Genomic DNA, 19,536 nt, shown 5'->3' with positions numbered 1-19,536 from the left:
ATGGACGTGGAACCCGGCCTCATCCCCACCCATCACATCCAGGTCGAGATCAGCATCCGGCTTGGCCGGACCCGCCTCTCGGTCGCCGAATTGGCCCGGCTTAAGCCGGACGATGTGCTGCCTCTGGACCAGGACGCCCTCGACGGCGTCGAGATCTGCATCGGTGACCGGGTGGTGGCCCGGGGCGAACTGGTGGAGGAAGGCGACGACGGGCGGCTGTCGGTGCGGATCGTCGGACCGGCGGCGCCATGAGCTGCGGCAGGGCAGGGCGACGGCTAGGGCAGCAGTGGTGGGGCTCGCGAGGATTTGCCGCGCGGGGCGCCGGCGCGGGGTTGGTGGGGGTGGCCGGCCTGCGGACCCGGCCGCTGAGGGACCAGAGCAGCAACAGGCGTGCCGCAACGTGCGTCGTCGTGGGCGTTTCTCTGTTCTCAAGATTGCTGGCGATGCTGGTGTCGTTCGCGGTCTCGTGTTTCTCGGCACGCTCGGGGCTGTTCGTTATCCCGATCCATTCCGGCGGATCCCCGTCGCAGACCGGGGTTTCGCGCCTCCCGGAACGCGGGTCCTCGTCGCACGGCGAGAGCCGGTCGCTTTTCCCGTGCTGCACAGGTGAGCTGCGTCTAACCCTGTGGCGCATGGCGATCTGTCTGCGCACAGGCGTTTTCGGATCAGTTCCGGCGTCCCGCTTCGCCTCACGGTTCGCTGCCGCCATCGCTGCATTTCTGATCGGACTCGCGCTGTCCGGTCCGGCTGCGGCGCAGGACCTCCCGGGCTTCGGCGCAGGGGGCGAGGCGCTGGGCGGGCTCGGGCGGAATGCGATCCTGCTGGTGGGCGGGCTAACGCTGCTGTCGCTGGCGCCGGGGCTTGCGATCATGGTGACGTGCTTTCCCTTCGTCGTCACCGTGCTGTCGATCCTGCGCCAGTCGATCGGGCTGCAGCAGTCGCCGCCGAACATGCTGATCGTGAGCCTCGCCATCTTCCTCAGCTGGTATGTCATGGACCCGGTGCTGCGCGACGCCTGGCAGGTCGCGGGCGCCCCCCTCCAGCGGGGCGAGATCACCCTCCCCGTCGCATTCGAGCGCGGGGTCGAGCCGTTCCGACGGTTCATGGCAGAGCGCATCGACCCCGACACCATGGCGGCCCTCGCCGACGTGGCACCGACCCCGGGCGCCGCGCCTGTGACTGACGACCCCCAGACGGCGCCGCTGTCGCTAATCGTGCCGTCGTTCATGCTGTCCGAGATCCAGAAGGCGTTCGCCATCGGCTTCCTCGTGTCGCTGCCGTTCCTGATCATCGACCTAGTGGTCTCGGCGATCCTCATGTCGATGGGCATGATGATGGTGCCGCCGACCGTGGTCGCGCTGCCCTTCAAGCTCGCGTTCTTCGTGGCGGTCGACGGCTGGGGGCTGCTCGCGTCCGCGCTGGTGCGGGGATATCAGGGGGGAGGGTAGCGGCGTCCGGTCGGTGGGAACGCGAAGGCGGGGCGGGTGGAACGCTGCGCAGCTGTCAGTGCGCTTGGGGCGTCTGTCGTGGGCGTCTGATTTGCGTTAGATGTCAGTTTTCGTGAGGTGTGAGTTTTGCTTGATGTGTGAGTCTTGCCTGAGGTGTCAGATTTGCGTGAGGTTAAAGTTCCGGGCGAGGTGTCAGGCGTCGAGCATCAACCGCCGGTGCGTAACGCGGTTTCGCGCTGAAGCGAAGAACGCATCTCGCGCGCAGGTAAAAACGCTTCGTGCGTAGCCGAGAACGCCTCGTGCGCGACCGTAAGACGGCTTCCCACTCGCAAGTATGAACACTTGGGCCGAGCAGATGAACGCTTCGGTCGAGCAGGCATGGACGCGTCGCGGGGTCCAATGAACCCGTATCGGGCCAGCGCCAATGCTTCGGCGGGACCAGTGCGGCCCGACCACCGCCCCCGCTCAAGCGTTCATGCCGCGAGGCCCTTCGCACCCATCTCGACGTATTTCCGGCGCCGGGCGCGCAGAAGCTCGGCGGGTTTGCGGCCGGAGAGTTCCTTGAGAAACCGGGCGATCTCGTCGCCGACCCGGGCGACGGCCTCGGCGGGGGCGCGCTGGGCGCCGCCGACCGGCTCGGGGATGATCGCGTCCACGACGCCCAGCCGGGTCAGGTCCTGCGCGGTCAGGCGCAACGCCTCGGCGGCCTCGCGCATCTTCTCGGCGTCCTTCCACAGGATCGAGGCGCAGCCCTCGGGCGAGATCACCGAGTAGATCGAGTGCTCGAGCATCGCCACCCGGTCCGCCGTCGCAAACGCCACTGCCCCGCCCGAGCCACCCTCGCCGATGATAACGCTGACCAGCGGCACCCCGATCTGCAGGCACTTCTCGGTCGAGCGGGCGATCGCCTCGGACTGGCCGCGCTCTTCGGCGCCCTTGCCGGGATAGGCGCCGGGGGTGTCCACCAGCGTCACCACCGGCAGCCCGAAGCGGTCGGCCATGTCCATCAGACGGATCGCCTTGCGGTACCCCTCGGGCCGGGCCATGCCGAAGTTGCGGTGGATGCGCGACTTGGTGTCGTTGCCCTTTTCATGCCCGATCACCACCACCGGCTGGTCGCGGAAGCGTGCGAGGCCGCCCATGACCGCGTGGTCGTCGCCGAAGGTCCGGTCGCCGGCCAGCGGCGTCCACTCGGAAAACAGCGCGTTGATGTAGTCGATGCAGTGCGGCCGGTCGGGGTGGCGCGCGACCAGCGTCTTCCGCCACGGATCAAGGTTGCGGTAGAGGTCGCGCAGCAGGTCCTCGGCCTTGCGGTCGAGCGCGGCGGCCTCCTTTTCCAGATCGACGCCCTCGCCCTTGCGGGCCAGCACCCGCAACTCCTCGGCCTTGCCCTCGAGATCGGCGAGGGGCTTTTCAAACTCGAGATAGGTCATGGACGGCCTTTCCGCTGTTCGCCGGATATATGATCCGCCGCCCGGTGGATTGCAACGCGGGCGGGGAGGGGGCACCGGCGCGGGGCCGGCAGCCAGCGTCGGCCGGCACGGCGGGTGACGCGCCGGCGCCCATGCTACCGCGGAACCGCGGCGCCGCTGGGATGAGTGACACTGGCAGAGGCGGGCACGCTGCTCACGGTGCATCGGCTCTGGTTCACTCATATCAGCCGACAGCGTCGGTATGGAAAGCGTCGGCATGGGCACCTGAGCCTCCCCTGCGCTTTGCCGATCTGCACGAGGCTTCGCCGCGTCCCAGCGGGAGGAGCCTTCGCCGCACTTCCCGTTCCCCGTGCTATAAGGCGCTACCGGACCGCTCCGGGAAATGGACCATTAAACAGGCGCGACTGCGGGGGGCGGCAGAACGCAACGCCATGCGAACCGGATGGCCTCGCTCCCCCGCCGCCCAGCCCCGTCCCCCCGGCTCAGCCCTTGTCCACCCGCACCCGCGGCGCCGGAAGCCCGCGCGCCGTGGACTGCACGACGAAGCAGCACCCGGCCTGCGGGTCGGCGGCCCGGGCGGCGGCGTCCAGCCCCTCCCACGCCGAGGTGGCCATCAGCGCGCCGAGGTCGGGGCCGCCGAAGGCCGGGCAGCTCACCTGCCGCGCGGGCACGGGGACCGAGCCGACGCGCCGCCCCTCGGGGTCGAAGGCGTCGATCCGCCCCGCCCCCCAGAGCGCGATCCACACCCGCCCCTCGGCGTCCGTCACCGCCCCGTCCGGGTTCAGCCCCTCGAGGCCGAGGTCCAGGAACACCCGGTGCGGCCCCGCGGGCCAGCCCGCCGCGTCGAGCGGCTGGACCCAGACCACCTGCGCCGCGGTGTCGGCGAAATAGGCAAGCCGCCGCCCCTCGTCGAAGCAGATCGCGTTCGGGATGGTGATGTTGCGATAGAGATGGCGCAGCGTGCCGCGGTGCCAGCGCCAGATGCCGCCCGCGCCCGGTTCGGCCGCCTTGCCCATCGTCGAGTGCCAGAACCCGCCCCACGGGTCGGCGCGCCCGTCGTTCGAACGCAGCGCGGGCTGGTCGGCGGCGATCGCGACGAGCGGCTCGCGCAGCCTGCGGTCGAGGTCGAAGAGCCAGAGCCCGCTCTCGGACGACAGCACCACCAGCCCGCCGCCGACCCAGCCCATCGCCGAGGTCAGCTCGGGCATCTCCCACTCGGTGCGGCCGGCGGGGCCGCGCTCGTAGAGGCGGCGGCCGAGGATGTCGAACCAGAAGAAGCTCTGCCGCTCGGGGTGCCACAGGGCGCCCTCGCCCAGCTCGCAGCGCGTGTCGTCGAAAATCTGCATGGAAGGCTCCGTAAGGTCCGGGCAGGGGCGCGGGGTCGCGGCGGGGTCAGCCGCTGGCGTCCCAGGCGGCGGCGATCTCGGCCCCGGCGCGGGCGGTGGCCTCGACCGGCTGGCCGGGGCGGTAGAGGGCGGTGCCGATGCCGAAGCCCGCGGCCCCCGCGCGGCGCCACGCGGCGAAATTGGCGGGGCCGGCGCCGCCCACGGCGTAGACCGGCAGCTCGGGCGGCAGTACCGCGCGCAGCGCCGACAGCCCCGCCGCGCCGATCAGCGACGCGGGAAAGAGCTTCAGCCCGGTCGCGCCGGCGGCGTGGGCGGCGAAGCACTCGGTCGGCGTCATCACCCCCGGCCAGCTCTCCATCCCCGCGGCGCGGGTGGCGGCGATCACCGCCGGGTCGGCGTTGGGCGAGACGACCAGATGCGCGCCCATCCCGGCGAGGCGCTGGACCTGCGCCGGGGTCAGCACCGTGCCGGCCCCGATCCGCGCCTGCGCGCCGAAGCGCGCCAGCAGCCGCGCGATGCTGTCCCACGGGTCGGGCGAATTCAGCGGCACCTCGAGCGTGGTGATCCCGGCGGCGATCAGGGCCGCGGCATGGGCCTCGGCCTCGGCGGGCGTGATGCCGCGCAGGATGGCGATGAGGGGGCGGGTCATGGGGCACCTGCGGCGGCGGGGGGCGGGGCGAGGCTGCGGGCGCGGGCGAGCCCGGCGAGGGTGGCCGCCTCGGCCGGCGCGCGCCGCGCGGCCACCCCCTGCGCGGCGAGCCCGCGGGCGTAGAGCGCGGCGAGCCGCCCCTCGCCCACGATCACCACGTCACGGCCGAGCCACCACGGCTTCGCCGCGGCCAGTTCGGCGCCGATCAGCAGCCCCGACAGCCGGGCGCGGGCGGTGTCGGGCGCAAGGCCGGACAGCAGCCCCTCGGCGCGCAGCCCGAACAGCCGCGCGGTCAGCGCCTCGGGCCGGGCCATGCCCTCGGCGAGGCCCGCGTCGAACCCGGCCTCGTCCCAGCCGTCGCCCATCCCGTGGCGCAGCACCGAGTGGCCGGCGAGCAGGGCGAACAGCTCTCCGGTCAAAAAGCTGCGGAAGCTGACCACCTCACCGGCCGAGACCTCGGCCCATTTGCTGTGGGTGCCGGGCAGGCAGACCACCCCGTCCCAGTTCGGCGCGGCGGCGAGGACGCCGGCGATCTGCGTTTCCTCGCCGCGCATCACATCCGCCGCGGGGCGGGTCTGCGAGAGGCCGGGGACGATGGCGACGCTGAGCCGGGGGTCGGAGACGGGGGCCGGGGTCAGCGGCGGGCCGACGGGCGGGCAGGGGAGGGGGCGATAGGCGGCCTCGACCCAGCCCTGCCTTGCGCCGACCATGCCGCAGGCGATGACCTGGGTGCTGCGGCCGGGGGTGAGCCAGTCGTGGATCAGGGCCAGCAGCGCCGGCTCGAACCCTTCGGGGGCGAGGCCGCCCATGCCCGCGTCGCTCTCGCGCCGGTCGAGGACGGCGCCGTCCGCGCCCATCGCCCAGACCCGCAGCCGCGAGGTGCCCCAATCCGCCGCGATCCAGTCGGCCGCGATCAAGTCCGGCACCGCCCCGCCTACCATGCGAAATCGTCGGCCGGCGCCCAGCGGGCGGCGAGGAAGGCGTCGGCGGTCAGTTGCAGCGGCGCCGCGTCCACGTCCGAGCGGCGCAGCGCGATCAGGTCGGCGAAGCGTTCGTAGATGCGCCGGTATTCGTCGGGCAGCGCCCCGCCGGTGCGCGCGACGTCCAGCCCCGGCGCCGACACCACTGCCCCCCCGCGCGAGAGCCTCAGCTCGCCCCGGTCGGTGCGGATCACCATGTCCCAGCGCGCCTCGCCCGCCTCGCGGAAATCCATGTCCATCGTGACCGGCGCGCCGTCCTCGGTCGCCATGACCAGCCGGGCGCCGATCGGCGCGGCGCGATTGGCGGGCAGGTCGTGCTCGGCCGAGACGACCCGCAGGTCGGCAGGAACGATCCGGGTCAGGATCGACAGGGCGTTGATGCCGGGGTCATAGACGCCGGTGCCGCCGGGCTCGAAGATCCAGTCCTGGCCGGGGTGCGACCAGCGCACGTCCTCGCGCCAGATCACCTCGATCCCGGTGATGCGGCGGGAGGCGAGCCAGTCGCGCGCCGCCTCGATCCCCGGGGCGAACTGCGAGTGCCAGGCGGTGAAGAGCACCCGCCCGCGCGCGGCGGCGAGCCGTTCCAGCGTCTGCACCTCGGCCACGGTCACGCCGGGCGGCTTTTCCAGCAGCACGTCGCGCCCGGCCATCAGGGCCGCACGCGCCAGCTCGAAGCGCACCTGCGGCGGGGTGCAGAGCGCCACCGCCGTCACGTCGGGCCGCGCGGCGAGCAGCGCGTCGAGGTCGCCGTAGCCCTCGACCCCCTCGAGCCGCGCCACCGGGTCCACCGTCGCGGCGAGGGTAAAGGCGGGCGAGGCCGCGATCTCGGGGACGTGCTGGTCGCGGGCGATCTTGCCCATCCCGACGATGGCAATCCGCGTGGCGGCGATCCGTGTGGTGTCGATCCGTGTGGGGTCGGGCATCCCGGCTCAGCCCTGCTTGTTGCGGTTGTAGACGTCAAAGATCACCGCGGCGAGCAGCACAAGCCCCTTGATGACCTGCTGGTAGTCGATGCCGATCCCCATGATCGACATCCCGTTGTTCATCACCCCCATGATCAGCGCGCCGACCACCACCCCGATGATCCGCCCCGAGCCGCCGGCCATCGACGCCCCGCCGATGAACACAGCGGCGATCACGTCGAGCTCGAACCCCGTGCCCGCCTTTGGGGTCGCGCTGTTAAGCCGCGCGGTCACGATCATCCCTGCCAGCGCCGCCAGCACCCCCATGTTGGCGAAGGTGGCGAACACCAGCCGGTCGGTCTTGATCCCCGAGAGGCGCGCGGCCTTTTCGTTGCCGCCGAGCGCATAGATGCGCCGCCCGATCACCGTCTGCTCGGTGAAGAAGGCGTAAAGGACGATCAGCACCGACATGACGATCAGCACGTTCGGCAGGCCGCGGAACTGCGCGAGCTTCCAGCCGACGAACATCAGCGCCGCGACGACGATCAGGTGGCGGCCCCAGAACAGTGCCGAGGGCTCGGGCTCGATCCCGAAGCTCGCGTCGGCGCGCCGGCCGCGGACGCCCGACCAGACGATGGCGAGCGCCGCGAGGCCGACCATCACCAGCGCGGTGATGTTGGGCCGCCCGGCGCCGAACACGTCGGGCAGGAACCCGGTCGACATGGCCTGGAAGGAGCGCGGGAAGGGACCGATGTTCTGGCCCTGCAAGAGCCACAGCGTCAGCCCGCGGAACACCAGCATCCCCGCCAGGGTGACGATGAAGCTGGGGATCTTCCAGAAAGCGATCCAGTAGCCCTGCGCCGCCCCGATCAGCCCGCCCATCAGCAGCGTGGCCGGGATCACCGCCCAGACCGGCCAGCCCAGCTTGACCGTGAGGAAGGCCGAGACCGCCCCGGTGAAGGCCGCGACCGAGCCCACCGACAGGTCGATGTGGCCCGAGACGATCACCAAGAGCATCCCCAGCGCCATGATGATGACGTAGGAGTTCTGCAAAAACAGGTTGGTGATGTTCTGCGCCGACAGGAAATCGACGCCCTGCATCGACCGGATCAGCACCGTGAAGAAGAGCACGATGACCAGTAGCGCCAGCACCATGCCGTTCTCGCGCAGATGCCCGCCGAGCTGGGCGCCGATGCCGGGCTGCTGCCCCTCGCGGTCGGTGGTGGTCATGCGGCTTTCCCCTCGCTTTGCAGGATCAGCGCCATGATCCTTTCCTGGCTCGCCTCGGCGCGGGTCAGCTCACCCACGAAGCGGCCCTCGTTCATCACATGGATGCGGTCGCACATCCCCAGCAGCTCGGGCATCTCGGACGAGATCATCACCACGCCCCGCCCCTGCGCCACCAGCTCGTTCATCAGGGCGTAGATCTCGAACTTGGCGCCGACGTCGATGCCGCGGGTCGGCTCGTCGAGGATCAGCACCTGCGGGTCGGTGAACAGCCACTTGGCGAGCACGACCTTCTGCTGGTTGCCGCCCGAGAGGTTCATCACCCGCTGCGCCACGCTGGGGGTGCGGATGCGCAGGTCGCGGCGATAGCGTTCCGCCACCGCCTGCTCGCGCCCCGCCGAGAGCACGCCCGAGGACGAGATGCCGGCGAGGTTCGCCAGGCTGATGTTGCGCTGGACCGGTTCCTCGAGGATCAGCCCCAGCTCCTTGCGGTCCTCGGTGACGTAGGCGAGGCCCGAGGCGATGGCCTCGGTGACCGAGCCGAGCCGGGCGGGCCGGCCCGCGATCTCGGCGTGGCCGGTGATGTCGCGCCCGTAGCTGCGGCCGAAGAGGCTCATGGCCAGTTCGGTGCGCCCCGATCCCATCAGCCCGGCGATGCCGAGGATCTCGCCGCGGCGCACGTCGAAGGATACGTCGTCGATCACCTTGCGCGGCTGGTCGGGGTGCCACACGGTCCAGTCGCGGACCCGCATCAGCACCTCGCCGATCTGCGGGGTGCGGTCGGGATAGCGGTGGGCGAGGTCGCGGCCGACCATGTCGCGGATGATCCGCTCTTCGGTGATCTCGCCCCGCTCGAGCGTCGAGACGGTCGAGCCGTCGCGGATCACCGTCACCCGGTCGGCCACCCGGCGAATCTCGTTCAGCTTGTGGCTGATGAGGATCTGCGTGACCCCCTGCGCCTTGAGTTCCAGCATCAGGTCCAGCAGCTTGGCGCTGTCGTTTTCCTGCAGGGCGGCGGTCGGTTCGTCGAGGATCAGCAGCTGCACATCCTTGGCCAGCGCCTTGGCGATCTCGATCAGCTGCTGCTTGCCGACGCCCAGCTTGCCGACCGGCGTGGTCGGCGCCTCGCGCAGCCCCACCTTGGCGAGGTGGCGGCGGGTCTCGGCCCAGCTGCGCTTCCAGTCGATGACGCCGCCGCGGGCGACCTCGTTGCCGAGGAACATGTTCTCGGCCACCGAAAGCTGCGGCACCAGCGCCAGCTCCTGGTGGATGATGATGATCCCCTCGCGCTCACTGTCGCGGATGTCGCGGAAGGCGACGGGGTGGCCTTCGTAGCGGATCTCTCCGTCATAGCTGCCGTGCGGATAGACGCCCGACAGCACCTTCATCAGCGTCGATTTCCCGGCCCCGTTCTCGCCGCAGATGGCGTGGATCTCGCCGGGTGCGACGCTGAGGTTGACCTGATCGAGCGCGCGGACGCCCGGAAAGCTTTTCCCGATGCCGCGCATTTCCAGAATCGCCGTCATGGCGCGTCCCCCTGTCGCGGTGGCGCGGCCCGGCCGGGGACGGCGGGCCGCGCGCGCCCTTACTTGAGCTGGTCCTCGGTGTAGTAGCCCGAGTCGACCAGCACCTGCTTCCAGTTGGCGGCGGTGACCGACACGGGCTCCAGCAGGTAGGACGGCACGACCTTGACGCCGTTGTCATAGGTCTTGGTGTCGTTCACCTCGGGTTCCTTGCCGGCCATCATGGCGTCGACCATGCCGACCGTGACCTTGGCCAGCTCGCGGGTGTCCTTGAACACCGTCGCATACTGGTCGCCGTCGATGATCGCCTTGATGCCGGGGATCTCGGCGTCCTGGCCGGTGATGATCGGCATCTTGAGGTCGCCCGAGCCTTAGCCGACGCCCTTGACCGACGAGATGATGCCGCGCGCCAGCCCGTCGTTGGCCGACAGCACCCCGTGCACGGGCTTGTCGCCGTAGTTGGCGGACAGGATGTTGTCCATCCGCGCCTGCGCCGTGGCCGCGTCCCAGCGCAGCGTCCCGACCTTGTCGAGCCCCATCTGCCCCGAGGGCACCGCGATCTCGCCCGCGTCGGTCAGCGGCTGAAGGACGCTCATCGCGCCGTCGTAGAAGAAATAGGCGTTGTTATCGTCGGGGCTGCCGCCGAACAGCTCGACGTTCCAGGGCTTCTGGTCGGGGAAGCGCTCCTTCAGGCCCTCGACGAGTGCGGTGCCCTGCATGACGCCGACCTTGTAGTTGTCGAAGGTGGCGTAATAGTCGACGTTCGGCGTCTCGCGGATCAGCCGGTCGTAGGCGATGACCTTGACTCCCGCCGCGTGCGCGCTTTCCAGCGCGTTCGAGAGGGTGGTGCCGTCGAGCGCCGCGATCACCAGCGCCTTGGCGCCCTTGGTGACCATGTTCTCGATCTGGCTCAGCTGCGCGGGGATGTCGTCGTTGGCGTATTGCAGGTCGGTCTGATAGCCGGCGGCCTCGAAATCCTTGACCATGTTGTCGCCGTCCGCGACCCAGCGTGCGGTGACCTTTTCGGGCATCGAGATGCCCACGAGGCCCCCGCCCTGGGCCAGAGCCGCGGCCGGCAGTCCCAGCGCCAGCGCGCCGGCAAGCATCCAGTGTCTGCGTGTCGTCATGGCAATCTCCTCCCCAGGGTGCCGTTACGCTCGCGTATGTCATGCCGGCATCTGCGGCCGGCTTTGTCGTGGGGGCGGGGCGGCCGTGCGCCCCGCCCGCCGGATCACTTCAGCTGATCTTCCTTGTAGTAGCCCGAGTCGACCAGAACCTGCTTGTAGTTGTCCTTGAACACCGGCACCGGCTCGAGCAGGTAGGACGGCACCACCATCTTGCCGTTGTCATAGGTCTTGGTGTCGTTGATCTGCGGCTCTTTCCCGCCGAGCACCGCGTCCACCATCCCGACCGTGACCTTGGCGAGTTCGCGCGTGTCCTTGAAGATCGTCGCGTACTGCTCGCCCGCCTCGATCGACTTCACCGAGGGCACCTCGGCGTCCTGGCCGGTGACGACGGGCATCTTGAGGTCGCCCGAGCCGTAGCCCACGCCCTTGACCGACGACAGGATGCCGATCGACAGCCCGTCATAGGGCGACAGCACCCCGTGCAGCGGCTTGTCGCCGTAGTTCGCCGACAGGATGTTGTCCATCCGCGACTGCGCCGTGGCCGGGTCCCAGCGCAGCGTGCCGACCTTGTCCATGCCCGTCTGGCCCGACGGGATGGCAATCTCGCCCGCGTCGATCATCGGTTGCAGGACGCTCATCGCGCCGTCGTAGAAGAAGAAGGCGTTGTTGTCGTCGGGCGAGCCGCCGAACAGCTCGACGTTCCAGGGCTTCACGTCCGGGAACCGCTCCTTGAGGCCGCGGACGAGCGATTCCGCCTGCTGGACGCCCACCTTGAAGTTGTCGAAGGTCGCGTAATAGCTGACCGCGTCGCTGTCGCGGATCAGCCGGTCATAGGCGATCACCTTGATGTCGGCGGCCTTGGCGTTTTCCAGCGCGTTGGTCAGCGTGGTGCCGTCGATCGAGGCGATGACCAGCGCCTTGGCGCCCTTGGTGATCATGTTCTCGACCTGGCTCAGCTGGGTCGGGATGTCGTCCTCGGCATACTGCAGGTCGGTCTGGTAGCCGGCGGCCTGCAGCTCCTTCACCATGTTGTTGCCGTCGTCGATCCAGCGGGCCGAGGACTTGGTCGGCATGGCGATGCCGACGAGGCCCTTGTCCTGCGCGAACGCGCCGGTGGACAGCAGCGCGAGGCCCATCGCCGCGCTGGCGATCAGGGTCTTGAACGTCATGGGTTTCCTCCCCGTGTTGGTCGCAGGGCGGCCGGTTCCCCGCCGGCTGGCCCTTGCCCCTCACGCTAGCGGGCATTTGCCCGCGCCGGCAAATGCGATTACACGCGGTCGGTATGACATTTCCGGTATGTCAGGGGGGCTGATGTCCGTCCGCGCCGTCCAGTCGCTGAAGCTCTCGCAGTTGCGGCTGATCGCGGCCATCGACCGGCATCGCCAGATCATCCATGCCGCCGAGGCGCTGGGGATCAGCCAGCCCGCCGCCTCGCGCAGCCTGGCCGAGATCGAGCGGCTGCTCGACGCGGCGCTGTTCGACCGCCACCCCCGCGGCATGACCCCGACCGCGGCGGGCGAGATCGTCGCCCGGCGCGCCCATGCGCTGCTGACCGGGCTCAGCGACCTCGGCCGCGAGCTGGACGAGATGGGGGACGGGCTGTCCGGCGTGGTCCGCGTGGGGGCCGTGACCGGCCCGGCGCTGGGCTGCGTGGTGCCCGCGCTGCGCCGCCTCAAGGCGCTGGCCCCGCGGATCGAGATCGCCGTCGAGGTCGCGCCGTCCGCCGCGCTGCTGACGCTGCTCGAGCAGGGGGCGCTCGATTTCCTGCTGGCGCGGGTGCCCGACGGCCACCCCGCCGACGGGCTGCGGGTCGAGCCGGGGGTGGCCGAGACGCTCTGCTGCCTGATCCGCCGCAGCCACCCGCTGGCCGGGCGCGACGGCGTGCCGATGGCCGAGGCGGCGCGCTATCCGTGGGTGCTGCAGGACCGCGGCGCGCCGATCCGCGTCGCGGTCGAGCGCGCCTTCTGGGCCGAGGGGCTGGACCCGCCGGCCGACATCACCGCCTCGTCCTCGCCGCTGCTGGCGCTGGCGCTGGTGCAGGACACCGATGCGCTGTGCCCTGTCTCGGCCGAGGTGGCGCGGCTGGCGCAGGGCGAGGGGCACCGCTTCACCACGCTGTCGCTCGCCCGGCCGTTCGAGCTGTCGCCCTGCCAGCTCATCTCGCGCGCCGCCCGCAGCCTCTCGCCCGCCGCCGAGCGGATGCGGGCGCTGGTGCGCGAGGAGATCGCGCGAGGCGGGCAGGGGCGGTGAGGTGGGCTAGTGGTTGGGGATGGTGCTGGCCTGCGGGGGCGGCGCGGTGAGGCGGCGAAGCGTCGGTTTTCGTCCGAGAACGGACACCTCCTAGTCTCTCTAGCAGCCGCAATCCCCCGGACCGACGCGTAACGCCTCCCACCGCCCCCCCCCCCGCGCAGGGTTGCGGCACGCCCCCCGCTCCGGCACATCCGGGGGGTGGAGACCCCGATGCCCGCCAAGCCCCCCCGCGCCCCGCGCCCCGCCGCGTCTGCTCCCGCCGCCTCTGCCGCCGGGGCGACGCTGCTGCTCATCCGCCACGGGCCGGTCGAGGATCAGGGCCGGCTCGTCGGACGCCGCGACCTGACCATCCGCATCGACCCCGCCGCGGTGGCGCGGCTGGGGCGCCGGATCGGGCCGGTGGACCGGATCGCCGTGTCGCCCGCGATGCGCTGCCGCCAGACCGCCGCCGCCCTCTGGCCCGACCGCGACGCCGCGCAGCTTCCCGCGCTCTGGGAACAGGATTTCGGCGCGTGGGAGGGGGCGTCCTACGCCCATCTGCCCGACCTCGGGCCGCTCTCGGCCGACGACCTCGCCACCACCGCGCCGCCGGGGGGCGAAAGCTTCGCCGACGCCTGCGCCCGCATCGTCCCGGCGCTCGAAGCGCTGGCTGCCGGCGGGGGCCGGGTCGCGGTCGTGGCGCACGCGGGCACCGTCCGGGCGGCGCTCGCCCGCGCGCTGGACAGCCCCGGCGCGGCGCTCGCGTTCCGCATCGCGCCGCTGTCGCTGACCCGGATCGAGGCGTCCCCCGCCGGCTGGGCGGTCAGCTTCGTCAACCTGACCGCGGACGAAAGCACCAACGAGAGCACCGACGAGGCCGGGTGATCGCCGCCCCGCTTCGCGCTATCCCTCGGCCCGAGGAGAGCCCCCATGACCGATTCGCCCGACCCGACCCTGCCGCTTGCCGGCCTCACCTGCGTCTGCATGGCCGCCAACGTCCCGGGCCCCGCGGCCGCGGCGCTGCTGGCCGCGCAGGGCATGGCGGTGATCAAGATCGAGCCGCCCGCCGGCGACATGACCGCCACGATCATGCCCGGCTGGTATGCCGAGCTGAACGCCGCCGCCCGCGTCGAGACCGTGGACCTGCGCGCCGAGGCCGGGCAGGCGCGGTTCCGCGCGCTGCTGGAAGGCGCCGATGTGCTGATCTCCAGCCACCGTCCCGCGGCGCTGGCGCGGCTGGGGATTACCGTCCCGGCGCTCGCGCAGGTCAATCCGGCGCTGGTGTGGGTCGAGATCGTCGGCGACACCGAGGCGCCCGAGGTGCCGGGCCACGACCTGACCTATCAGGCCGCCGCCGGCCTCGTCGATCCGCGCGCCATGCCCCGCACGCTGCTGGCCGATCTCGGCGGGGCCGAGGCCGCCGCGGCCGCTGCCTGCGCCCTGCTTCTGGGCCGCGAGCGCGGGCTGCCGGGGCGGCACGCGCGCGTCGGCCTCGCGCAGGTGGCGCAGCGCTTTGCCGCCGCGGTGCGGCACGGGGCGACGGTGGGGGGCGGGCTTCTGTCGGGCGCGGGGCGGGACTACCGCATCTACCCCTGCGCCGACGGGTTCGTCGCCTGCGCGGCGCTCGAGCCGCATTTCTCGGCCCGGCTGACCGAGGTGGCGGGCGAAGACGTGGCTGGCTTCCTCGCCGCCCGCAGCATGGACGAGGTCCGCGCGCTGGCCGAGGCGCACGACCTGCCGCTCGAACCCTTCAGCGGGTAGCGCGCCGCACCCGGACCTGCCGCCACCCCAGCGCGGCGAGGAACATCGCCGTCAGGATCAGCACGATGGTCGGCGCGGGCGCGCTGTCGAGCCGGAAGCTCAGCGCCACCCCGCCGGCCATCGCCGCAAGGCAGATGACCCAGGCCGCCGCCATCATCTCGCCCATCCGCCGGGTCAGCAGGAAGGCCGTCGCCCCCGGTGCGATCAGCAACCCGACCGCGAGGATCAGCCCGATCGCCGACAGCATCGCCACGATCATCGCCGACAGCATCGCCAGCATCCCGTAGTGCAGAACCCCCGTCCGCAGCCCCGAGGCGCGCGCCTGCACCGGGTCGAACGCCGCCAGCAGCCAGTCGCGCCACTTGACCAGCAGCAGCCCGGCCACCGCGACCGAGATCGCGCCGGCGGTCCAAAGCTCCGCCGGCTCGATCCCCAGCATGTTGCCGAAGAGGATATGGTCGAGATGCAGCCCCGAGCCGGTGGCCGTGTGCAGCACGATGCCGGCCGCGAACATCCCCGCGAAGACCACGCCCATCACCGTGTCGGGCTTGACCCGGCTGTTGTCCGAGATGAACCCGACCGCGACGGTGCAGGCCATCGCGGCCAGGAACCCGCCCACCGCGTAGGGCCAGCCCAGCAGCCACGCGACGACGACGCCCGGCACCGTGGCGTGGCTCGCCGCGTCGCCCATCAGCGCCCAGCCCTTGAGGACCAGAAAGCACGACAGCATCGCCGCCGCCGGCGCGATCAGCATCGCCGCGATCAGCGCGTTCTGCATGAAGTCGAACTGGAACGCGGCGAGCGTACTCATTCCGCCCTCGCCGCCGGGTGGGGCTTCAGCGCGGCGCGCGCCCGGGCGCGGGCGGCCAGCAGCCCGTGGGTGGGGGCGAGGACGAACGCCGCGACGAACAGCGCCGTCTGCAGCAGCACGATGATCCCCCCCGTCGCCCCGTCGAGGAAATAGCTGAGATAGGCGCCGAGCGCGCTCGTCCCCGCCCCAATCGCCACCGCCAGCGCCAGAAGCCGGGGGAAGCGGTCGGTCAGCAGATACGCCGTCGCCCCCGGCGTCACCACCAGCGCGATGACGAGGAACGCCCCCACCGTCTGCATCCCCGCCACCACCGAGGCCGCGAGCAGCGCGAAGAACAGCGCCTTGAGGCGGCGCGGGTTGAGGCCGATGGTGCGCGCGTGGATCTCGTCGAAGAACACCGCCACGAGGTCGCGCCAGCGGACCAGCAGGACGGCGAGCGTCACCCCGCCGATCAGCGCCAGCTGCACCGTGTCGGCGGGGGTGATGGCGAGGATGTTGCCCATCACGATGGTCTGGATCGACACCGCCATCGGCGCGACCGAGACGATGAAGAGGCCGAGCCCGAAGAAGGCGGTGAAGATCAGCCCGATCACCACGTCGCTCTTGAGCCCCGAGCGGTCCTGCAGCGCCAGCATCGCAGCGGCGGCGAGGCCGCCTGCGACGAAGGCGCCGAGCGCGAAGGGCAGGCCCAATAGGCCCGCGATGGCGACGCCGGGCACGACGGAATGGCTCAGCGCGTCGCCGATCAGCGACCAGCCCTTGAGCATGAGATAGCAGGACAGGAACCCGCAGACCCCGCCGACCAGCGCCGCCACCCAGATCGCGTCGATCATGTAGCGGTAGGCGAAGGGCTCGAATGCCGCGCTCATCCCTCGTCCCCCGGCACCAGCGGGCGGCCGCCGTAATGGACGACCGCGCGATCGTCGTCGGTCAGGATCGTCAGCCGCCGGTCGTCGGCGTGGTCGTCGTGGTGCAGGTCCGGCCCGCCCAGCGAGACCTCGCGCAGTTGCCCGCCGAAGGCTGTGGCGAGGTTGGCGCGGGTGAAGGTCGTCTCGGTCGGGCCGTAGGCCAGCACCGTGCCCTTGACCAGCACCACCCGGTCGCAGAACCGCGGGACCGAGCCGAGGTTGTGGGTCGAGACCAGCATCACCCGCCCCTCGGCCCTGAGTTCGCCCAAGAGCGCCACGATCTGTTCCTCGGTCGTCACGTCGACGCCAGTGAAGGGCTCGTCGAGCAGGATCACCTGCCCGTCCTGCGCCAGCGCCCGGGCGAGGAACACGCGCTTCTTCTGGCCGCCGGACAGCTCGCCTATCTGGCGGTGGCGGAACGCCTCCATCCCGACCCGCGCCAGCGCCGCGGTGACGGCGGCGCGGTCGGCGGCGCGGGGGCGGCGCATCAGCCCCATGTGGCCGTAGCGGCCCATCATCACCACGTCCTCGACCAGCACCGGAAAGGACCAGTCCACCTCTTCGGCCTGCGGGACATAGGCCACGAGGTTCTCGCGCAGCGCCCGCGCGACGGGGCGGCCCATCAGCGTGATCTCGCCCGCGCCGGTCGGCACGAAGCCCATGATCGCCTTGAAGAGCGTGGATTTCCCGGCGCCGTTGGCGCCGACCAGCGCGGTGACGGTGCCGCGCGGGACGGCGAAACTCGCGTGCGACAGCGCGGTCAGGCCGTTGCGGTAGGTCACGGTCACGTCGCGGGCGACGATGCCGTCCATCGGGACGTCCGGGTTGGCGTCCATGGGGGGCGGGGGGGTCATGAGGCGGCTCCGGTCAGCCCGCGGGCGATGGTGTCGGTGGTGACCCGCAAGAGGTCGAGGTAGCTCGGCACCGCCCCGTCGGCGGGGGTCAGGCTGTCGACGTAAAGGACGCCGCCATAGGCCGCGCCCGTCTCGCGCGCGACCTGGCGGGCGGGCTTCTGGCTGACGGTGCTTTCGCAGAACACCGCCGGCACGCGATGGGCGCGCACCCCGTCCACCACCGCGCGGACCTGCTGCGGGGTGCCAGTCTGGTCGGCATTGATCGGCCACAGGTAAAGCTCGCGCAGCCCCAGGTCGCGGGCGAGATAGGGGAACGCGCCCTCGCAGGTCACGAGCCAGCGCCGCTCGGGCGGCAGCGCCGCGATCCGGGCGCGGGCCGGGGCGAGCGCGGCCTCGATCCGGTTCAGATAGGCGCTCGCGTTGGCGCGGTAGGCGTCGGCGTTGGCCGGGTTCGCCGCCGCCAGCGCGGCGGCGATGTTGGTGACATAGACGCGCGCGCCCTCGACCCCCATCCAGCCGTGCGGGTTGGGGGCGCCCGCCGTGTGGCCCCCGGCGATGGCGATCGGCGCCAGCCCGTCCGAGACGACCGCCGCGGGCGTCGGCGGCAGGGTCGAGAGGAACTGCGCGAACCAGCGCTCGAGCCCCAGCCCGTTCCACAGGATCAGGTCGGCGCGGGTGGCGCGCACGATGTCCTGCGGGGTGGGCTCGTAGCCATGGATCTCGGCCCCGGGCTTGGTGATCGAGACGACCTCGGCGTGGTCGCCCGCCACGTTGCGGGCCATGTCGGCGAGCACCGTGAAGGTGGTCACGACGACCAGACGCCCGTCCGCCGCGCGGGCCGCGGGCGCCGTGCCGGCGCCAGAACCGCCGGCGGCGAGCATCAGCCCCGCGAGCAGCGCCATCAGCGCCGCCCCTGCCGCCAGCCATCTGCCCGTCGCCGTCACGCCTGCACCCTCATCCTTCGCGCGCCAGCGGGCAGCGCTGTCCGCCAGTTATCGGGAACGATTCTCAACTGTCAAGCCAGACGAGAACTGCTCGCATCTTGATCGGCCCGGCCCGCGGCGCTACCCTTGCCCCATGACCGACCGCGACCCGCCCCTCACCCCTCCACCCGCCGCGCCCCCGCTGCCCGACCATCCCGCCGCGGCGCGGGCGCAGATCGACGAGATGCTGCGCGGCGCCGGGCTGCGCGTCACCCGCCAGCGCCAGGCCATCGCCGAGGTGCTGCTGCGCGCCGCCGACCACCCCGACGCCGAGGCGGTGCTGGACCGCGCCCGCCGCATCGACCCGAGCGTCTCGCAGGCGACGACCTACCGCACGCTCGCCACGCTCACCGACAAGGGCTTCCTGCGCCAGCACCGCTTCGACGCCGGCCCCGCCCGTTTCGAGGCCGAGCCCGCGGCCCACCACGACCACCTGATCGACGTCGATTCGGGCGAGGTGATCGAGTTCGTCTCGGCCGAGATCGAGGCGCTGCAGGCGCGCGTCGCGGCGCGCTACGGCTACCGCATCGTGGACCACCACCTGGTGCTCTTCGGGCGCCGGATCGAGCCCGCACCCGAGCCCGCACCAGACGCCTGAGCGCTTGCGTCCGGGGCGCTTCTCGCTTATGGCCCCCGGGTTCGCCCTCGGCACACGTCCGCGGGCGATTCCTACCCATCAGGCCGTGTGCGTCCCGCCCTTCGCTTCCGGGGACGTTTCCGGCATCAGGAGAAGCGACATGAAACTGAACGAACTGCGCGACAACGACGGCGCCAACCGCAAGAAGAAGCGCGTGGCGCGCGGCCCGGGTTCGGGCAAGGGCAAGACCGCCGGCCGCGGCATCAAGGGCCAGACCTCGCGCTCGGGCGTGGCGCTCGGGGGCTACGAGGGCGGCCAGATGCCGCTCTACCGCCGCCTGCCGAAGCGCGGCTTCAACAAGCCGAACCGGCTCGAGTTCGCGGTGGTCAACCTCGGCCAGCTGCAGGCGATGGTCGATGCGGGCAAGCTGAACGCGGGCGACGCGATCACCGAGGACGCGCTGATCGAAGCCGGCGCCACCAAGCGCAAGCTGGACGGCATCCGCCTGCTCGCCAAGGGCGAACTGACCGCGGCGCTGAACCTGACCCTCGCGGGGGCGTCGAAGGCTGCGGCCGAGGCGGTGGAAAAGGCCGGCGGCTCGCTGACCCTGACCCGTCCGGTGCGCGAGACCGCCACCGACGCGAGCGCCGAGGCCTGAGGCCCGGCGCAGCGGAGGGGCGGAAAGCTGTTGAAGGGGCGCGCGCCGCCCCATAGATAGCGTCCGAGTTGACGGACAGCGCCGCCGCGACCGGAACGGGTCCGGCGGCGCTGCCAAATC

The 19,536-nt window shown here is 71.6% G+C and carries 19 protein-coding genes and 1 pseudogene; 7 read left to right on the top strand and 13 right to left on the bottom strand.

Annotated elements, in window-relative coordinates:
• Complete coding sequence (locus ACFHYO_RS04535) at positions 1-252, top strand: FliM/FliN family flagellar motor switch protein (protein ID WP_394318670.1); 252 nt, start codon at positions 1-3, stop codon at positions 250-252.
• Between the two features lie 380 nt (positions 253-632).
• Entirely contained in the window at positions 633-1,448 is an 816-nt protein-coding gene (fliP, locus tag ACFHYO_RS04530) for a flagellar type III secretion system pore protein FliP (protein WP_394318668.1), read from the top strand.
• Between the two features lie 473 nt (positions 1,449-1,921).
• On the opposite strand, the gene ACFHYO_RS04525 is transcribed toward fliP, so the two are convergent.
• The 9 genes and pseudogenes from ACFHYO_RS04525 to chvE (ACFHYO_RS04485) all read right to left on the bottom strand — a co-directional run bounded on the left by ACFHYO_RS04525 (position 1,922) and on the right by chvE (ACFHYO_RS04485) (position 11,804).
• Complete coding sequence (locus tag ACFHYO_RS04525) at positions 1,922-2,881, bottom strand: acetyl-CoA carboxylase carboxyltransferase subunit alpha (protein ID WP_168782629.1); 960 nt, start codon at positions 2,879-2,881, stop codon at positions 1,922-1,924.
• Between the two features lie 482 nt (positions 2,882-3,363).
• Complete coding sequence (locus tag ACFHYO_RS04520) at positions 3,364-4,227, bottom strand: SMP-30/gluconolactonase/LRE family protein (protein WP_394318665.1); 864 nt, start codon at positions 4,225-4,227, stop codon at positions 3,364-3,366.
• A 46-nt stretch (positions 4,228-4,273) separates the two neighbouring features.
• A complete protein-coding gene (locus tag ACFHYO_RS04515) occupies positions 4,274-4,876 on the bottom strand; it encodes a 2-dehydro-3-deoxy-6-phosphogalactonate aldolase (protein WP_036712960.1) in 603 nt (200 codons plus the stop codon).
• Complete coding sequence (locus ACFHYO_RS04510; protein ID WP_394318734.1) at positions 4,873-5,790, bottom strand: 2-dehydro-3-deoxygalactonokinase; 918 nt, start codon at positions 5,788-5,790, stop codon at positions 4,873-4,875. The genes ACFHYO_RS04515 and ACFHYO_RS04510 overlap by 4 nt, the downstream gene beginning before the upstream one ends.
• A 20-nt stretch (positions 5,791-5,810) precedes the next feature.
• Positions 5,811-6,779, bottom strand: a complete 969-nt coding sequence (locus tag ACFHYO_RS04505; RefSeq protein WP_394318664.1) for a Gfo/Idh/MocA family protein — start codon at positions 6,777-6,779, stop codon at positions 5,811-5,813.
• Positions 6,780-6,785: 6 nt separating this feature from the next.
• Positions 6,786-7,988: a multiple monosaccharide ABC transporter permease gene (mmsB, locus tag ACFHYO_RS04500; RefSeq protein WP_394318662.1), complete on the bottom strand. Its 1,203-nt coding sequence runs from the start codon at positions 7,986-7,988 to the stop codon at positions 6,786-6,788.
• On the bottom strand, positions 7,985-9,511 hold the full coding sequence (gene mmsA / locus ACFHYO_RS04495; RefSeq protein ID WP_394318660.1) for a multiple monosaccharide ABC transporter ATP-binding protein: 1,527 nt from the start codon (positions 9,509-9,511) through the stop codon (positions 7,985-7,987). The genes mmsB and mmsA overlap by 4 nt, the downstream gene beginning before the upstream one ends.
• 59 nt (positions 9,512-9,570) lie before the next feature.
• Positions 9,571-10,635: pseudogene (gene chvE / locus ACFHYO_RS04490) on the bottom strand (multiple monosaccharide ABC transporter substrate-binding protein).
• Positions 10,636-10,739: 104 nt separating this feature from the next.
• A complete protein-coding gene (gene chvE, locus ACFHYO_RS04485; protein WP_036735895.1) occupies positions 10,740-11,804 on the bottom strand; it encodes a multiple monosaccharide ABC transporter substrate-binding protein in 1,065 nt (354 codons plus the stop codon).
• A gap of 142 nt (positions 11,805-11,946) precedes the next feature.
• On the opposite strand from chvE (ACFHYO_RS04485), the gene ACFHYO_RS04480 reads away from it, so the two are divergent.
• The 3 genes from ACFHYO_RS04480 (at position 11,947) to ACFHYO_RS04470 (ending at position 14,625) form a co-directional block, all read left to right on the top strand.
• The gene (locus tag ACFHYO_RS04480) at positions 11,947-12,885 is read left to right on the top strand and encodes a LysR family transcriptional regulator (RefSeq protein ID WP_394318658.1); all 939 of its coding nucleotides are present in this window, start codon (positions 11,947-11,949) and stop codon (positions 12,883-12,885) included.
• 210 nt (positions 12,886-13,095) lie between these two features.
• The gene (locus ACFHYO_RS04475) at positions 13,096-13,749 is read left to right on the top strand and encodes a histidine phosphatase family protein (protein ID WP_394318656.1); all 654 of its coding nucleotides are present in this window, start codon (positions 13,096-13,098) and stop codon (positions 13,747-13,749) included.
• A 45-nt stretch (positions 13,750-13,794) separates the two neighbouring features.
• Positions 13,795-14,625 carry a CoA transferase gene (locus ACFHYO_RS04470; protein WP_394318654.1) on the top strand — a complete coding sequence of 277 codons (831 nt, stop codon included), beginning with the start codon at positions 13,795-13,797 and terminating at the stop codon, positions 14,623-14,625.
• Here ACFHYO_RS04470 and ACFHYO_RS04465 read toward each other — a convergent pair.
• From ACFHYO_RS04465 to ACFHYO_RS04450, 4 genes are read right to left on the bottom strand one after another with little or no spacing between them, the layout of a single operon-like run.
• Complete coding sequence (locus ACFHYO_RS04465) at positions 14,615-15,436, bottom strand: metal ABC transporter permease (RefSeq protein ID WP_394318652.1); 822 nt, start codon at positions 15,434-15,436, stop codon at positions 14,615-14,617. The two genes, ACFHYO_RS04470 and ACFHYO_RS04465, sit on opposite strands and share 11 nt — an antisense overlap.
• On the bottom strand, positions 15,433-16,305 hold the full coding sequence (locus ACFHYO_RS04460; protein WP_394318650.1) for a metal ABC transporter permease: 873 nt from the start codon (positions 16,303-16,305) through the stop codon (positions 15,433-15,435). The genes ACFHYO_RS04465 and ACFHYO_RS04460 overlap by 4 nt, the downstream gene beginning before the upstream one ends.
• Complete coding sequence (locus ACFHYO_RS04455) at positions 16,302-17,198, bottom strand: manganese/iron ABC transporter ATP-binding protein (RefSeq protein ID WP_394318648.1); 897 nt, start codon at positions 17,196-17,198, stop codon at positions 16,302-16,304. The genes ACFHYO_RS04460 and ACFHYO_RS04455 overlap by 4 nt, the downstream gene beginning before the upstream one ends.
• Entirely contained in the window at positions 17,195-18,100 is a 906-nt protein-coding gene (locus ACFHYO_RS04450; RefSeq protein WP_394318732.1) for a metal ABC transporter substrate-binding protein, read from the bottom strand. Before ACFHYO_RS04450 ends, ACFHYO_RS04455 begins: the two co-directional genes overlap by 4 nt.
• A gap of 265 nt (positions 18,101-18,365) precedes the next feature.
• Between ACFHYO_RS04450 and ACFHYO_RS04445 the strand changes: the two genes are divergently transcribed.
• Both ACFHYO_RS04445 and rplO read left to right on the top strand, forming a co-directional pair.
• Positions 18,366-18,779 (top strand): Fur family transcriptional regulator, encoded by a 414-nt coding sequence (locus tag ACFHYO_RS04445; protein ID WP_446728964.1) that lies wholly within the window; start codon positions 18,366-18,368, stop codon positions 18,777-18,779.
• A 139-nt stretch (positions 18,780-18,918) separates the two neighbouring features.
• Entirely contained in the window at positions 18,919-19,416 is a 498-nt protein-coding gene (rplO, locus tag ACFHYO_RS04440) for a 50S ribosomal protein L15 (protein WP_394318644.1), read from the top strand.
• Positions 19,417-19,536 lie beyond the last annotated feature (120 nt).

This window comes from Paracoccus panacisoli (genome assembly GCF_042435015.1).
Taxonomy (GTDB): Bacteria; Pseudomonadota; Alphaproteobacteria; order Rhodobacterales; family Rhodobacteraceae; genus Paracoccus; species Paracoccus panacisoli.
This window is presented reverse-complemented; position numbering and strand designations above follow the sequence as displayed.

Excerpts from the sequence above, each read along its gene's own strand:
- ACFHYO_RS04465 (WP_394318652.1), bottom strand. The coding sequence starts at position 15,436 with ATGAGTACGCTCGCCGCGTTCCAGTTCGACTTCATGCAGAACGCGCTG.
- ACFHYO_RS04450 (WP_394318732.1), bottom strand. The coding sequence starts at position 18,100 with ATGGCGCTGCTCGCGGGGCTGATGCTCGCCGCCGGCGGTTCTGGCGCC.
- ACFHYO_RS04505 (WP_394318664.1), bottom strand. The coding sequence starts at position 6,779 with ATGCCCGACCCCACACGGATCGACACCACACGGATCGCCGCCACGCGG.
- mmsB (WP_394318662.1), bottom strand. The coding sequence starts at position 7,988 with ATGACCACCACCGACCGCGAGGGGCAGCAGCCCGGCATCGGCGCCCAG.
- mmsA (WP_394318660.1), bottom strand. The coding sequence starts at position 9,511 with ATGACGGCGATTCTGGAAATGCGCGGCATCGGGAAAAGCTTTCCGGGC.
- ACFHYO_RS04445 (WP_446728964.1), top strand. The coding sequence starts at position 18,366 with ATGCTGCGCGGCGCCGGGCTGCGCGTCACCCGCCAGCGCCAGGCCATC.
- ACFHYO_RS04525 (WP_168782629.1), bottom strand. The coding sequence starts at position 2,881 with ATGACCTATCTCGAGTTTGAAAAGCCCCTCGCCGATCTCGAGGGCAAG.
- ACFHYO_RS04520 (WP_394318665.1), bottom strand. The coding sequence starts at position 4,227 with ATGCAGATTTTCGACGACACGCGCTGCGAGCTGGGCGAGGGCGCCCTG.
- ACFHYO_RS04460 (WP_394318650.1), bottom strand. The coding sequence starts at position 16,305 with ATGAGCGCGGCATTCGAGCCCTTCGCCTACCGCTACATGATCGACGCG.
- chvE (WP_036735895.1), bottom strand. The coding sequence starts at position 11,804 with ATGACGTTCAAGACCCTGATCGCCAGCGCGGCGATGGGCCTCGCGCTG.
- ACFHYO_RS04455 (WP_394318648.1), bottom strand. The coding sequence starts at position 17,198 with ATGACCCCCCCGCCCCCCATGGACGCCAACCCGGACGTCCCGATGGAC.
- ACFHYO_RS04535 (WP_394318670.1), top strand. The coding sequence starts at position 1 with ATGGACGTGGAACCCGGCCTCATCCCCACCCATCACATCCAGGTCGAG.
- fliP (WP_394318668.1), top strand. The coding sequence starts at position 633 with ATGGCGATCTGTCTGCGCACAGGCGTTTTCGGATCAGTTCCGGCGTCC.
- rplO (WP_394318644.1), top strand. The coding sequence starts at position 18,919 with ATGAAACTGAACGAACTGCGCGACAACGACGGCGCCAACCGCAAGAAG.
- ACFHYO_RS04475 (WP_394318656.1), top strand. The coding sequence starts at position 13,096 with ATGCCCGCCAAGCCCCCCCGCGCCCCGCGCCCCGCCGCGTCTGCTCCC.
- ACFHYO_RS04470 (WP_394318654.1), top strand. The coding sequence starts at position 13,795 with ATGACCGATTCGCCCGACCCGACCCTGCCGCTTGCCGGCCTCACCTGC.
- ACFHYO_RS04480 (WP_394318658.1), top strand. The coding sequence starts at position 11,947 with ATGTCCGTCCGCGCCGTCCAGTCGCTGAAGCTCTCGCAGTTGCGGCTG.
- ACFHYO_RS04515 (WP_036712960.1), bottom strand. The coding sequence starts at position 4,876 with ATGACCCGCCCCCTCATCGCCATCCTGCGCGGCATCACGCCCGCCGAG.